The organism is Hwanghaeella grinnelliae (genome assembly GCF_004005845.1).
Taxonomy (GTDB): Bacteria; Pseudomonadota; Alphaproteobacteria; order UBA8366; family Aestuariispiraceae; genus Hwanghaeella; species Hwanghaeella grinnelliae.
This window is the reverse complement of the sequence record NZ_SADE01000002.1, coordinates 549,787-563,388: the sequence shown is the minus strand read 5'-3', so window position 1 is coordinate 563,388 and position 13,602 is coordinate 549,787. Positions and strand designations below refer to the sequence as shown.

Here is a 13,602-nt window from a genome sequence, read left to right as displayed (position 1 = left end):
TAAGGGATTTTCGGAATTGGATATAGGGACCGCTCCCCGAATGTGCAACGCTCCACCACCTATTTCCGCATGTTTTTCCGGGCTTTTCGCGGCAATACGGCCCCCGCAACGTCCATTGGAACGCGCATTCCGGTATTTCGCCATGCGGATGCCGGTTTCGTTTCGCAATCGGATACCGTGCCCGATTGGGTTGATCCGGCGTTCCCGCCCAGGGCGCGTTCAGGGCCTTGGTCACGCAAATGGGAATTCTTCCTGGGCCCCGTCCTCTGTATAGTCGCCGCATCATGGATTTCCCCTCACGCGGTCCGATCAAGGGCGCCTTCGCCGCCCGGCTGACAGCCCTTTCTCTGCTTTGCTTGCTCGCCGTTCTCGGTTGGAATGCGCGGGATGCCATGGCCTGCGCGACCCCGTGTACGGTCGCGAACGGGACCTATCAGGTTCTGGAACCGGATGGCTGGGACGGAAAAACACCCTTGCCGGTGGTGGTCTGGTTCCACGGTTATGGACGGACCGGAAAATATGTCGTGAACAGCCCCAGGATCGGTGGGGAGACTCGTAAAAACGGTGTGCTGCTGGTGGCTTTGGATGGCGCGAACAAAAGCTGGTCGGTGCGCAATGCGCCGGAACAAGACCGTGACGAGATCGCCTTCGTAAAAGACGTTCTGGCCGATGTCCGGGCCCATTGGCCGGTCGACGAAACGCGCGTCTGGGCCGGCGGGTTCAGTTTGGGCAGTTCCATGGTCTGGGATATCGCCTGCACCCATGGCGAATTATTCAGTGCCTATTTTGCGGTTTCCGGCGGGTTTTGGCGTCCTCATCCCGAGCATTGCGACACCGGACCGGACCGGATGCGCTATGTCCACGGCACCACGGATACAGTGATGCCGTTGAACGGGCGGCAAATAGGCGAGCATTGGCACCAGGGCCGAACCTTCGAGGGTTTCACCGTGCTGAGGCAGGCAAATCGTTGCGGCGCCGAACCGACCCGTATGGTAACGGAGGCGGACCGTCGGTGCTGGCTCTGGACCGAATGTGCGGCAGCGACGGAAATGGAATTTTGCCTGCATGACGGCGGCCACAAGATTCCGCCCGACTGGGTTGACACCTCGATAGCCTGGGCAAATCGGTTGCCAAAGAACTGATTTTTCGGTGCGAATCAGTCAGTGTTTCCGCTTTCCAATGAAGTTCCAATCGACCAGTGCGCTTTGTCGAAGCGCTGGTTTGAAGGCTTTGCACGCAACGAACTCGATCGGGAGCAAATGCTGTGTCCGACTACAAAGATTTGGAGATACTGGTTGCGAAAATTCAAAGCGAGTTGGCGCCAGGAGCGGAGGTCCTTCACAATCAACAACTTCCAGGACGTCACTCAGGACGGAAACGGCAGATTGATGTGTTGGTCAAAGACCGAATAGGACAGTACGAGGTTGAAATCGTAATTGACTGCAAGGACTACAAGCGACCTGTCGACGTAAAGGGGGTGGAAGAATTTAACGGTCTTGTTCAAGACGTTGGCGCACATAAAGGCGTTCTTGTTTGCCCTGTCGGCTTCTCGGAAGCGGCAAAGACCAGGGCTGAAGGTCTCCAAATCTCACTATACAGCCCAGTTGATACCGACGAGCACAAATGGACTGCTTCCGTAATGATGCAGACAGTCTGTGACTTCCGAGGAGCTGCAATGAGTTTCGGCCTGTCCATGTCGGCTCCATTGCCCTTCAAGTTGCCTTATGACTTCCAATATGTTTCCTCCGTTTCCAACAAAGCTGGAGAAAATCTTGGATCAATGTTCGATATTGCAGCACGAAAATGGAACTTGGGTGAACTGCCGGTAGAGCCGGGTGATCATGGTGACTTGAGGATATTTGGCGAAAATCCCCATATGGATAATGGGTATGGTACGAATGTGCGAGTTGATTTACGTGTCGGATTAAAAGTTCACCGTCAGCTCTTTCTTGGGGCTTTGCCGATCTCTCAAATTTCGGGTTTTAGAGACGAGATCGCGGGCGGTGTAATCACCAACGCGTTTGAGGTTGGATTAGTGGATCCAAACGAAGTTTTAGAAACCTGGGAGAAAATTGAGAGCCTCGACGGGCTAGATCCAGCGGAAGCACTTCTAGTCCAAGGTTTAATCGGGTGGGATAACGATTTCCCGGAACATCAAACGTATTAGCTAATAATTATTTGTAGAACGGTGTGCAGCGAGTCCCGGCAGATTGGATTTCCAGCATAGTTGCTTGGGCTGGTGGATAGTTGGCAAATTGCTTGCCGCCCAAATGATACTTCGGTCAATTTCGGCGATGAAAGAGGGTTTCAAACTTCTGCCCGGCTATTTCGGGCGCGCCCAGCAGGAATCCCTGCTGCAGGATGTGCGCGACATTCTGCGCGCGGCCCCGTTCTATCAGCCGACCATGCCGAAATCCGGCCAACCCATGTCGGTGAAGATGACGAATGCCGGCGCGCTCGGCTGGATGACCGACAAGCAGGGAGGCTATCGCTATCAGGCACGTCACCCGGTCAAGAACACGCCCTGGCCCCCGATCCCCGATACTTTGCTGGCGCTATGGGACGATGTCGGCGGCTACGATGCGCCGCCCGAAGCCTGTCTGGTGAACTGGTATCACGGGGAAAAGAGCCGCATGGGCCTGCACCGCGACCAGGATGAGGACGCGCCGGACGCGCCCGTCGTTTCCGTCTCGCTGGGGGCGACGGCCCTTTTCCGCCTGGGCGGGCCGAACCGCCGCGATAAAACGTCGAGTTTCCGCCTTTCAAGCGGCGATGTCGTGGTGCTGGGCGGCAAAAGCCGCGATTTCTTCCACGGGGTCGACCGGGTCTATCCGGAAACCTCCACCCTGATGCCCTCCCCGCAACGCATAAACCTGACGATGCGGCGGGTGACGCGGCCGGATCGGGGTTGAAAGTTAGGAAAGAATATCGAGCAGGTCGTCCTGCTGTTCATCGACGCTGCGGATAACCGCGGCGTTCGCCTTGAAGGCGGCTTTGGCGGTGATCTGGTTTACCAGTTCCTCGCCCAGGTCCACATTCGGCGCGTCGACAAGGCCTTGGGCGTTCGCCAAGGGGGAGTCGGGGGCGAAGACGGTTTGGGTCGCGGGATTGCGCGGGACGATGGCGGCGCGCGTGCCACTGCCGGGCGCGCTGGTCTGCTGCACGGTTTGCGCCTGATAGGCCCGGTCCGCATCGCCCTCCGCCGCGCCGACACGCCCGACGGTGCCCGCATTCGCGATATTGTTCGCGCTGGCGTTCACCCGGGTGGTCGCGGCGGCAAGGCCGCTGACGGCGGTTCTCAAAGCTTGATCGGGCATCGTCTCTTCAACTCCTCGACAGGCATCCTAGCGCGACGCTTCAAATAGCGCTGTGATACCTGTCACGGATACTCACTTCACGGCCACGCAGCGTTCGGGAGCCTTAACGAGGGAGAAAAGGCGCCCGCACTCTCCAGACAGACTTATACCACAAGAAAAGCCCGAACCCTCGGTAAATCGGTAGGGGCGCGCGGCCCAGGTTCAGCGGCCGAGATCCGGCGGTTTAGCTGCTGAGACCTTTTTCGTGGAAGACATAGCCCAAAATGTTCATCAGCAACTGTGCCGCCAGGAAGGAGGTGGACCCGGAAATATCGTAATCCGGCGCGACTTCGACCAAATCCATGCCGACGATATCGCCCTTCTTGGCCAGACCCTGCATCAGTTCCAAGACTTCGTAGTAGAGGAACCCGCCATGGCTGGGCGTGCCGGTCCCGGGCGCGATCGAAGGGTCGAAACCGTCGATATCGATGGTCAGGTAATAGCGCACGCCTTCCGGAATCCGCGCCAAAACGCCGTCCGTGCCAAGCTTGCGGACGTCGCGGACCGATAGAATGTCCGATCCCGCGGCACGGGCGGCGTCATAGTCCGATCGGTTCGAAGACGAAACGTTTCGAATGCCAAGTTGCGTGAATCCGGTGACATGGGACATTTCCGATGCCCGGCGCAGCGGATTGCCGTGGCCGTAACGCACGCCGTGGCGTTCATCGACGAAGTCCAGATGGGCGTCGACATGGATGATATGGACCGGTTCCTGATCGGCGAAGGCGCGGATACAGGGAATGTGCACCGAATGGTCCCCACCCAGCACGACCGGCAGCGCCTTGGCGTCCAGAATTTTGCGGACGCCGAATTCGATGTTGTCGTGGCTCTGGTTGGTATCGGTATGGATGATGTCGGCATCCCCGATATCCACCAGCCGGACCTTGTCCGCCGGCAGATAGGTAACATCGTCCTCGAAATCGTAGGCCCCGCCGTGACCGAAGGAGAACAGGGTCGAGGCCTCACGGATGCCGCGCGGCCCGAACCGCGCTCCCGCCCGGTATTGGGTGCCCATGTCGAAGGGCGCGCCAAGGATCGCGATATCCGCGTCGATTGCGTCCCAGTCCAGGCAAGCGGGTTGTTTTCCAAAGGTGCAATGACCGACGAAGGGCAGGTTCAAGCGGCCCTTGTCATAGGCGTTTTCGGACATTGCTGCTCCCCCTAACCCATAAAGCCTCAACGGCTACAAAAGACCTGCCGTTCAGGCCGTGGTATCGATGGAGGCGTGGCCTTCCGGCGGCACGGCATCCGAGTCGCCCTTGGCGACGACAACCATGGCCGGGCGCAACAGACGCTCATGCATCATATAACCGGGCTGCAGGACCTGAACGATCGTCCCGGCGGGCTGGCCGGTATCGGTCGCTTCGGAGATGGCCTGATGCTTTTCGTAGGAGAACTTTTCGCCCAGCGGGTCGATCCGCTTGATATGGAAGCGTTCGAAAGCGTCGACGAACTGCTTTTCGATCATTTCCACGCCGACGACGAGGTTCTTGACCGAAGCGCTCGCCTCGCGGTCTTCATCCGTTACCGACTGCAGGGCGCGGCCCAGATTATCGGCCACGGCCAGCAATTCCTTGGCCAGGCCGCTGGGGCCGAATTTGGCGGCATCCTGCCGTTCCTTGTCGGCCCGGCGGCGCACGTTCTCGACTTCGGCCAGCGCGCGCATCAATCGGTCCTTCAGCTCCGCGTTTTCCGCGGCAAGCGCTTCTACCGGGTCGGCCTCGCCGGGTTCGGCGGCAGCTTCCGCTTCCGCGGCGGCTTCGGGGCCGGCTTCCTGCTGTTCGGCTTCGTCCTCGGGGAGTTCTTCGTTTTTTTCGGGATCGGCACTCATGCGTTACTTCCGCTCTTCTCTATCAATTCGCTGTCACTAACTCGGCTTGCACTAATTGGGCTGGCCGAACAGGCAATTCAACCGGGATACAAAAAGGGGTTTCGGGCGTTCCAGGCGTACTCGACCCGATTACCCCATCATCCGGCTTACCACTTGCGCGGTATAGTCGACCATGGGGACGATGCGTGCGTAGTTCATCCGGGTCGGTCCGACAACCCCGATCGCCCCGACGATCTTTTGATCGCTGTTTTTATATGGGGCGATGATCACGGAACAACCAGACAGGGTGAACAACTCATTCTGTGCCCCGATGAAGACCTGAACCCCGTTGGCGGACCGTGCCGCATCCAACAGGTTCAACAAGGTCTCCTTCCGCTCCAGCGCCGCGAAAAGCGCGCGGATATGTTCAAGATCCGCCAGGCCGGAAACGTCTTCCAGCAGGTTCGCTTGGCCGCTGACGATCAAAACGCCCTTGCCGTCCACCGAATTGGCCCAGGTCGCCAGACCCTGCTCGACGACCTTGCCGGTCAATTCGTCGACTTCGGCCCGATTGGCGGCGATTTCCTGGTCGACCAACCGTTTCGCTTCGTCCAGCGTCCGCCCGGCGATGCGGGAAGACAGATAGTTGCCCGCTTCGATCAGGGCCGAGGCCGGCACGCCGATCGGCATTTCGACGATCCGGTTTTCCACCAGACCGCCCTCACTGACCATCACCACCAGGGCCCGGCTGGGGCCGATCGAAACGAATTCGATATGACGCAGGCGGTCATTCGCCGTCGGCGCGGCGACCAGCCCCGCCATCCGGCTCAAACCCGACATCATGCCTGATGCTTCTTCCAGCACCTGGGTCACCGATTTGCCGGAGGATTCGCATTGCGACTCGATCTGCGTCCGCTCGTCGCTGGACAGATTGCCCACCTGCAACAATCCGTCGACGAAAAGGCGCAAACCCATTTCCGTCGGCAGGCGCCCGGCAGAGGTATGCGGCGCATAAAGCAGGCCCGCATCTTCCAGGTCCGCCATCACGTTGCGGATCGTCGCCGGGGAAATATTTTGTTCCATCTTGCGGCTGAGCGTGCGGGAGCCCACGGGCTCGCCGCTTTCGACATAGCCTTCCACGACAAGGCGCAGAATTTCGCGCGATCTTAGGTTAAGTTCCTCAAGCATGGGCGAACCTCACTATACCGTCGGAATCTAGGAACGCGCCCGCACGGCGTCAATCGGTACAATCCGTTCATCACAGCGTAAAACCAAGCTGTTATTTCTCATTGGGTTTTCTGCGGGGTATCTAATCGGCGCTAATCGGCGACCGGGTGGGATCGGCGCTGGACCTTGGGCGTGTGCCCTTGTAGCGTCCGCGCGAATTTCCCGAACCGAGAGGAACATCCATGCGACCCAGCGGCCGCGCGCTCGACCAGATGCGCGATATCAAGATCGAAACCGACATTTCCCGCTATGCGGAAGGGTCCTGCATTATTCATTTCGGGCATACAAAGGTGATGTGCACCGCCAGCGTCGAAGACGGCGTGCCGCCCTTCCTGAAGGGTTCCGGCAAGGGCTGGGTGACGGCGGAATACGGCATGCTGCCGAGATCCACCCATGACCGGATGGACCGCAAACGCGCCGCCGGCAGCGGCCGGACCCAGGAAATCCAGCGCCTGATCGGCCGGTCCCTGCGCGCCGTCACCAACATGCAGGGTTTCGGTGAACGCCAGGTCAAGGTGGATTGCGACGTGCTGCAGGCCGATGGCGGGACGCGCACGGCCAGCATCACCGGCGGTTTCGTGGCCCTGCACATGGCCTTCCAGCATATTCAGAAGATGGGTGCGATCGAGACCATTCCACTGACCGATTTCGTGGCCGCCGTTTCCTGCGGCTTGTGGAACGATGCGGCGGTGCTCGATCTGGATTATGATGAGGACTCCTCGGCCCAGGCGGACGCGAATTTCGTTCTGACCGGGTCGAACGGCATCGTCGAAATCCAGGGCACGGCGGAAGACGAGCCCTTCAGCCGGGAGCAGTTCAATGCCCTGCTCGACCTGGCGGAAAAAGGCATCGCGGAACTGGTGGGGCATCAGAAAAAGGCCCTTGGACTCTAAGACCGAAACAGGAAGGACCAGGCCATGGCGCGGCATTTCGACGAAAAGAAACTGGTCATCGCCAGTCACAATCCGGGCAAGGTCCGGGAAATCGGCGAATTGCTCGCGCCTTTCGATGTTGAGGTCGTGTCCGCGGGCGAATTGAACCTGCCCGAACCGGAGGAAACCGAAACCACCTTCATTGGCAACGCGATCCTGAAGGCGAAAGCCTCGGCCACGGGGTCGGGCTTGCCGGCGCTGGCCGACGATTCAGGCCTTGCCGTCACGGCGCTGAACGGCGATCCGGGGATTTATTCCGCGCGCTGGGCCGGTCCGGACAAGGATTTCGGCATTGCCATGCAGATGGTCCAGGACGATCTGGGCGACAGTGCGGACCGGTCCGCCAAATTCGTCTGCGCCCTGGCGCTTGCCTGGCCGGACGGCCATGTGGAGACCTTCCAGGGTGAGGTGCACGGCGCTATTTCATGGCCGCCGCGCGGCGAAAAGGGGTTCGGCTATGACCCGATTTTCGTGCCCGACGGCCATGACGTCACCTTTGCGGAAATGGAGCCCCAGGCAAAACACGCCATGAGCCACCGGGCGCTTGCGTTCAAGCGGTTGGTCGAGGCCTGCTTTGCCTGACCGGCCCGCCCCTTTGGGCCTGTATGTCCACTGGCCTTTCTGCCTGTCGAAATGCCCTTACTGCGATTTCAACAGCCATGTGCGGGACCGCGTGGATCACGCCGCCTGGCGCAACGCGCTTCTCAGCGAATTGGACCACGCCGCGGCACAGATGCAGGGCGACACCGGCCCGCGCCGCTTGGCCAGCATATTCTTCGGTGGGGGAACCCCCTCGCTAATGGATCCGGAAACCGTCGGTGCGGTGATCGACCGGGCGCGGGCGCTTTGGCCGGCGGAACCGGATATCGAAATCACGCTGGAAGCAAATCCGACATCGGCTGAAACGGGCAAGTTCGCCGGCTTCGCCGCCGCCGGCGTCAATCGTGTCTCGCTCGGCGTGCAATCGCTGCGGCCCGGCGCGCTTGCCTTCCTGGGCCGGCAGCATGACGCGGGCCAGGCGCTCGACGCCGTACGGATGGCGGCCCGGACGTTTCCGCGCCATTCCTTCGATCTGATCTATGCCAGGCCCGAACAGAGCCTGGAGGATTGGCGCGCGGAACTGACCGAAGCGCTGGATCATGTGAACGGGCATCTCTCGATCTACCAGCTCACCATCGAACCCGGCACCGCCTTCCATACCGACCACCGCCTGGGCCGGTTCAAAACGCCGGACGAGGAAAAGGCCGCCGCCTTTTTCGACGTGACCCAGGAGATATTGGAAGCCGCCGGCATGCCGGGTTACGAGGTCAGCAACCATGCCGCCCCCGGCCAGGAATCCCGCCATAACCTGATCTATTGGCGGTATCGCGACTATGTGGGCATCGGCCCCGGCGCTCATGGAAGGGTCACGATCGAGGGGACCAAGCGCGCACAGCGGCGCTTCCGTCTGCCGGAAAAATGGTTGGACCAAGTGACGCAGGCCGGCCACGGAACGGAGGAGGACAGCCCCCTCGGCCCCCAGGACCGTGCCGCCGAGTGCCTGATGATGGGCTTGCGCCTGACCGAGGGCGTGCCCCTGCAGCGGCTTGAGGAAGAAGGCGGACAATCCGCCCTGCCCGACCCGGACAGGATCGAACGACTGGTCGAGGAAGGCTATGTTTCTTTCGCAGACGGCACGATTGCTTGCACGACGGAAGGGCGGTTGCGCCTAAACAGCGTCATAGACTTTCTGCTGTCTTAATCGGCCCTCGAATACAGGGCCTCAATTCTGGCTATTTCATTCGCCCATGTTTCTGTGGAGGCGTTGGCTCGGTTGGCAACGGATGCGATCTCCGCGTCGTATGGATAGCGTCTGTGAATCTCTTGAATTCTGGCTTTTGCGTCGATTACTTTTCCCGGGTCGGCAAGGTCGCCCCATCCGAGGATGGCGTTGACGGCGCCTTTGGCCGCCTCAAGTGCGATCTGCCGCGTGGTTTCGGCGGTGTGCTGGTCGGCGAGCGCGTCGTCTGTGACCAGACGGTCATAAAGCGCGATGAGCCGCTTTTCCGTATCCCGCATGGCGTCGCTTGCGTCTTTCCGTTCCGCCGCGGACAGCCCGTTATCCAGGGCAAGGTCGCCCCATCTGTGGATGGCGTTGACGGCGCCTTTGGCCGCCTCAAGCGCGATCTGCCGCGTGGTTTCGGCGACGTGCTGGTCGGCGAGCGCGTTGTCTGTAACCAGACGGTCATAAAGTGCGGTCAGCCGCTCTTCCGTATCCCGCATGGCGTCGCTTGCGTCTTTCCGTTCCGCCGCGGACAGCCCGTTATCCAGGGCAAGGGCGCCCCATCTGGCGATGGCGTTGACGGTGCCTTTCGCCGCCTCAAGTGCGATCTGCCGCGTGGTTTCGGCGGTGTGCAGGTCGGCGAGCGCGTCGTCTGTGACCAGACGGTCATAAAGCGCGGCGAGGCGCTTTTCTGCATCCCGCATGGCGTCGCTTGCGTCTTTTCGTTCCGCCGCGGACAGCCCGTTATCCAGGGCAAGGTAGCCCCATCGGAGGATGGTGTTGACGGCGCCTTGGGCCGCCTCAAGCGCGATCTGCCGCGTGGTTTCGGCGGTGTGCAGGTCGGCGAGCGCGTCGTCTGTGACCAGACGGTCATAAAGCGCGGCGAGGCGCTTTTCTGCATCCCGCATGGCGTCGCTTGCGTCTTTTCGTTCCGCCGCGGACAGCCCGTTATCCAGGGCAAGGTAGCCCCATCGGAGGATGGCGTTGACGGCGCCTTTGGCCGCCTCAAGTGCGATCTGCCGCGTGGTTTCGGCATTGTCCCTGTCGGCAAGTGCGTCGTCTGTTACCAGACGGTCATATAGTGCGGTCAGCCGCTCTTCCGTATCCCGCATGGCGTCGCTTGCGTCTTTTCGTTCCGCCGCGGACAGCCCGTTATCCAGGGCAAGGTAGCCCCATCGGAGGATGGCGTTGACGGCGCCTTTGGCCGCCGCGCGCGCGATCTGCCGCGTGGTTTCGGCGACGTGCTGGTCGGCGAGCGCGTTGTCTGTAACCAGACGGTCATAAAGCGCGGCGAGGCGCTTTTCTGCATCCCGCATGGCGTCGCTTGCGTCTTTTCGTTCCGCCGCGGACAGCCCGTTATCCAGGGCAAGGTAGCCCCATCTGGCGATGGCGTTGAAGGCGCCTTTGGCCGCCTCAAGTGCGATCTGCCGCGTGGTTTCGGCGGTGTGCAGGTCGGCGAGCGCGTCGTCTGTGACCAGACGGTCATAAAGCGCGGCGAGGCGCTTTTCTGCATCCCGCATGGCGTCGCTTGCGTCTTTCCGTTCCGCCGCGGACAGCACGTTATCCAGGGCAAGGGTGCCCCAACTGGTGATGGCGTTGAAGGCGCCTTGGGCCGCCATGAGCGCGATCTGCCGCGTGGTTTCGGCATTGTCCCGGTCGGCGAGCGCGTTGTCTGTGACCAGACGGTCATAAAGCGCGGTCAGCCGCTCTTCTGTTTCCCGCATGGCGTCGCTTGCGTCTTTCCGTTCCGCCGCGGACAGCCCACTATCCAGGGCAAGGGCGCCCCATCCGTAGATGGCGTTGACGGCGCCGTTGGCTGCAACGAGTGCTATTTGACGTGATGAAGGTTCATTGAGGACGGCCTCGCCGTCATTCGAACAGACAAGCACCGCCCACCCTACAAACCGTGTTGTCGTGACTAGAGCTTCACGATTCCGATCCAAAGAGGATGCAGTAACACCAAGAGCGCCATGCTTCGTTCGAAAAACGTCAATGACTTGCTCGTGATACCTCTGCGTAACGACGTCTCTCAGTATCGAAAGGGCTTCGACAATCCGGGACGCGGTCATCTGTGTTTCATAGCGGCCCTGCAAAATTTCAGACTCTGAATTGGCGTTCGGCATTGAGACGTCGCTGGACCTGGGATGCGTGAGGACAAGGTCGAGTATCCGCTCGATGGCCTGGGCAATCTGAGCGGGTTCCAAAAAATCGAGTGTTGCCAGAAGCTCGTTGGTTGCGGGGCCTGTCCATTCCCCGACGATCCTCAACAGAACTTCGTCCGCCTCCGGTCCAGGCTCATAGGCCGGAACAGTCCATGTTCCAACTTCATCGGGAAGCCTGGACCTAACCCTTTGCCGGGATCCTCTTGCCGCAGCCCAGGGGAAAAGTTGTTCGAACTCGGATGCGACCGGGACCGCGAATTTTTTCGTCGAAACGGCCAGGGGGCCGATCAACGCAGAGATGAAAAGAACCGGATAATGTTTCGGCGCTGTGGCCGCGACCTTTCGGGCAGCTCGTTCTATGACCTCGGTTCTTGGATCGGCTTTCTCCCCTTCCAGCTTCATCAGACAATACAGCGGGCATCCGTTATACGCCTGCGCGATCCTTTCCGCCTCATCCCAGGGCAAATCGTAACCTTGGATATGTCTCGATGCCCTGGACACCCAACTTGCATCGGCCGGCTCGATACGAAGGGCCAATATGTCAACGGCATTTACCAGTGGGTTTGGTCTCTCCCGAAGCGCGTGGGGCTCGAAGGGCGTTTGCGTTACAATGCAAATACGAACCCGGCGACCGCTTGTTGCGCCTCTCTCTGCAAGAGCATTGATCAGACTGCTCATGCTGCGCGCGTCTCGAATGTCATCGAGAACCAGGGCAAGATCCGCACGCGGACGCCAGGATTTAACCTCAGCCACGGTGATGTCCGGCAAGGCGAACCCTATATCCCAGCCTTCCCGATAGAGTGTTTTCAGCCAGTCGGCGACGGCGTGCGTTTTGCCGAAACCCGATTGGCCCCAAACGTTCAGGATCCCCAAAGGACTGGAACTTCGCGCGAAGTCCAATAGACGTTTGGATTCATCGGCGCGTGGAATGTAGCGCTTTCCTTTGGCGTCCCACCGCAATCTCTCGCCGTGATCGATCTCCAAGATGGACGAACAAAACGACGGTGGCGGGGGCAGAACGGTGTCGAGGCAGCGACCGGAAAGGCGGAACCTCAGCACGCCCAACAGCGGCAAAAAGCCAAGGAGACAGACGCCAAACCCAGGATGCTCTGCAACCAACACATTCAATGCGTCGTCCATGAAGGAGAGAAACGGAGAGAAGGCCGGGTATTCGGCGGCCATACCGGTAAGCCACTTCTGCGCCGTGGCAAGTGCGCTGGTCGGAAAGACGGCTTCCATCAGAAAGCGAAAGGGGGGCGGGAGGAATTCAGACGCGATGGCGACAACCCCAAGGACGAGGGTCACGACCAACGGCACCCGGAATATGTAGAGGTCCCTCAGGCGAAAACGTTCGAAACTCTGGCGATTTCCGATTCGCACTTTAGTGCAATTTTCCCGACATGCTTTCGCGACAACTTGCGCAAAAGTAACCGCGAAAAGTTCTATTGAGAATAGCGGTTCTGCGGAAAAGGGTAAAATCAGTGACGGAAGGGTATGAACAGTGCGTTGGACTTTCGAATGTGCAGGATTGATACTGACGTTTGCCGCAAGGGTTTAGCGATTAGGAGTATGAGATGACGGTGGAACAACTGCGAGTCAGGCCGAGCGATATGTCCGACGAGGAATGGCAGGTTCGGGTGGAGCTTGCCGCGCTGTATCGGCTGTGTGTCCACTATGGCTGGACCGACATTACGGCGACGCATATTTCCGCGCGGATTCCGGGGAATGACGACCAATACCTGCTGAACTGCTTCGATTTGATGTTCGATGAGATCAGCGCCTCGACCCTGATGCGTGTCACCTGGGATGGGGAGCATGAGGATAAGAGCCGCAATTTGAACACCGCCGGCCATCTGATCCATTCCGCCATGTTGCAGGCCCGGCCCGACATCAATTTCGTGATGCATACCCATACCCGCGCCGGGATGGCCGTTGCCGCCATGCCGGGCGGGCTGCAGCCGCTGTCGCAGCATTCCGGTTTTGTGCTGGGCACCTTGGCGACGCATCCCTATCAGGATGTCACCCATGCGGACGACGAATGCGAACTGCTCGCCAAGGATATGGGCGACTGCTACGCAATGCTGCTGGAAAACCACGGTTTCCTGACCGTGGGGCGGACCGCGGCGGAAGCCTTCTTCTATCACTACTACCTGGAAATGTCCTGCAAGGTGCAGGTTGACGTTCTGGGCGCGACCCAGAACCCGATCCGCATCACCGATGCCGCGCTGGCCCCCTTGAAGGAGATGGGCCATCCGAAGAACGGCCCCCACGGGAACGAGGAATGGCCCGCCCTGATGCGCATGCTGGACCGCAAGGATCCCAGTTTTCGGCAGTAAGCGTCCGTGCCGCGCGA

At 60.1% G+C, this 13,602-nt stretch carries 12 protein-coding genes; 7 read left to right on the top strand and 5 right to left on the bottom strand.

Annotation, left to right across the window (positions count from 1 at the left end; translation table 11 throughout):
* Nucleotides 1-284: 284 nt before the first annotated feature.
* The 3 genes from EOI86_RS13270 (at nt 285) to EOI86_RS13260 (ending at nt 2,912) form a co-directional block, all read left to right on the top strand.
* Nucleotides 285-1,142 (top strand): CE1 family esterase, encoded by an 858-nt coding sequence (locus tag EOI86_RS13270; protein WP_127765666.1) that lies wholly within the window; start codon nt 285-287, stop codon nt 1,140-1,142.
* Nucleotides 1,143-1,264: 122 nt separating this feature from the next.
* Nucleotides 1,265-2,167 (top strand): restriction endonuclease, encoded by a 903-nt coding sequence (locus tag EOI86_RS13265; RefSeq protein WP_127765665.1) that lies wholly within the window; start codon nt 1,265-1,267, stop codon nt 2,165-2,167.
* Between the two features lie 127 nt (nt 2,168-2,294).
* Nucleotides 2,295-2,912 carry an alpha-ketoglutarate-dependent dioxygenase AlkB family protein gene (locus tag EOI86_RS13260; protein WP_205032195.1) on the top strand — a complete coding sequence of 206 codons (618 nt, stop codon included), beginning with the start codon at nt 2,295-2,297 and terminating at the stop codon, nt 2,910-2,912.
* 3 nt (nt 2,913-2,915) lie between these two features.
* Here EOI86_RS13260 and EOI86_RS13255 read toward each other — a convergent pair whose 3' ends face one another.
* The 4 genes from EOI86_RS13255 to hrcA all read right to left on the bottom strand — a co-directional run bounded on the left by EOI86_RS13255 (nt 2,916) and on the right by hrcA (nt 6,354).
* Entirely contained in the window at nt 2,916-3,317 is a 402-nt protein-coding gene (locus tag EOI86_RS13255) for a flagellar basal body rod C-terminal domain-containing protein (RefSeq protein ID WP_127766396.1), read from the bottom strand.
* Between the two features lie 223 nt (nt 3,318-3,540).
* The gene (speB, locus tag EOI86_RS13250) at nt 3,541-4,506 is read right to left on the bottom strand and encodes an agmatinase (RefSeq protein WP_127765663.1); all 966 of its coding nucleotides are present in this window, start codon (nt 4,504-4,506) and stop codon (nt 3,541-3,543) included.
* 51 nt (nt 4,507-4,557) lie between these two features.
* Nucleotides 4,558-5,187 carry a nucleotide exchange factor GrpE gene (locus tag EOI86_RS13245; RefSeq protein ID WP_127765662.1) on the bottom strand — a complete coding sequence of 210 codons (630 nt, stop codon included), beginning with the start codon at nt 5,185-5,187 and terminating at the stop codon, nt 4,558-4,560.
* A 129-nt stretch (nt 5,188-5,316) separates the two neighbouring features.
* Nucleotides 5,317-6,354, bottom strand: coding sequence for a heat-inducible transcriptional repressor HrcA (gene hrcA, locus EOI86_RS13240; protein WP_127765661.1), 1,038 nt, complete (start codon nt 6,352-6,354; stop codon nt 5,317-5,319).
* 221 nt (nt 6,355-6,575) lie between these two features.
* On the opposite strand from hrcA, the gene rph reads away from it, so the two are divergent.
* From rph to hemW, 3 genes are read left to right on the top strand one after another with little or no spacing between them, the layout of a single operon-like run.
* Nucleotides 6,576-7,286, top strand: a complete 711-nt coding sequence (gene rph / locus EOI86_RS13235) for a ribonuclease PH (protein WP_127765660.1) — start codon at nt 6,576-6,578, stop codon at nt 7,284-7,286.
* Nucleotides 7,287-7,310: 24 nt separating this feature from the next.
* On the top strand, nt 7,311-7,907 hold the full coding sequence (gene rdgB, locus EOI86_RS13230) for an RdgB/HAM1 family non-canonical purine NTP pyrophosphatase (RefSeq protein WP_127765659.1): 597 nt from the start codon (nt 7,311-7,313) through the stop codon (nt 7,905-7,907).
* The gene (gene hemW / locus EOI86_RS13225) at nt 7,900-9,066 is read left to right on the top strand and encodes a radical SAM family heme chaperone HemW (protein ID WP_127765658.1); all 1,167 of its coding nucleotides are present in this window, start codon (nt 7,900-7,902) and stop codon (nt 9,064-9,066) included. Before rdgB ends, hemW begins: the two co-directional genes overlap by 8 nt.
* On the opposite strand, the gene EOI86_RS13220 is transcribed toward hemW, so the two are convergent.
* Nucleotides 9,063-12,629, bottom strand: a complete 3,567-nt coding sequence (locus EOI86_RS13220; RefSeq protein WP_127765657.1) for a hypothetical protein — start codon at nt 12,627-12,629, stop codon at nt 9,063-9,065. The genes hemW and EOI86_RS13220 overlap by 4 nt on opposite strands.
* 194 nt (nt 12,630-12,823) lie before the next feature.
* On the opposite strand from EOI86_RS13220, the gene EOI86_RS13215 reads away from it, so the two are divergent.
* Nucleotides 12,824-13,585, top strand: a complete 762-nt coding sequence (locus tag EOI86_RS13215) for a class II aldolase/adducin family protein (RefSeq protein WP_127765656.1) — start codon at nt 12,824-12,826, stop codon at nt 13,583-13,585.
* Nucleotides 13,586-13,602: the final 17 nt, after the last annotated feature.

What these genes read in the sequence shown, in the direction of transcription:
- EOI86_RS13270 (WP_127765666.1), top strand. Translation starts at nt 285, where the DNA reads ATGGATTTCCCCTCACGCGGTCCGATCAAGGGCGCCTTCGCCGCCCGG.
- EOI86_RS13260 (WP_205032195.1), top strand. Translation starts at nt 2,295, where the DNA reads ATGAAAGAGGGTTTCAAACTTCTGCCCGGCTATTTCGGGCGCGCCCAG.
- EOI86_RS13255 (WP_127766396.1), bottom strand. Translation starts at nt 3,317, where the DNA reads ATGCCCGATCAAGCTTTGAGAACCGCCGTCAGCGGCCTTGCCGCCGCG.
- speB (WP_127765663.1), bottom strand. Translation starts at nt 4,506, where the DNA reads ATGTCCGAAAACGCCTATGACAAGGGCCGCTTGAACCTGCCCTTCGTC.
- EOI86_RS13245 (WP_127765662.1), bottom strand. Translation starts at nt 5,187, where the DNA reads ATGAGTGCCGATCCCGAAAAAAACGAAGAACTCCCCGAGGACGAAGCC.
- hrcA (WP_127765661.1), bottom strand. Translation starts at nt 6,354, where the DNA reads ATGCTTGAGGAACTTAACCTAAGATCGCGCGAAATTCTGCGCCTTGTC.
- rph (WP_127765660.1), top strand. Translation starts at nt 6,576, where the DNA reads ATGCGACCCAGCGGCCGCGCGCTCGACCAGATGCGCGATATCAAGATC.
- rdgB (WP_127765659.1), top strand. Translation starts at nt 7,311, where the DNA reads ATGGCGCGGCATTTCGACGAAAAGAAACTGGTCATCGCCAGTCACAAT.
- EOI86_RS13215 (WP_127765656.1), top strand. Translation starts at nt 12,824, where the DNA reads ATGACGGTGGAACAACTGCGAGTCAGGCCGAGCGATATGTCCGACGAG.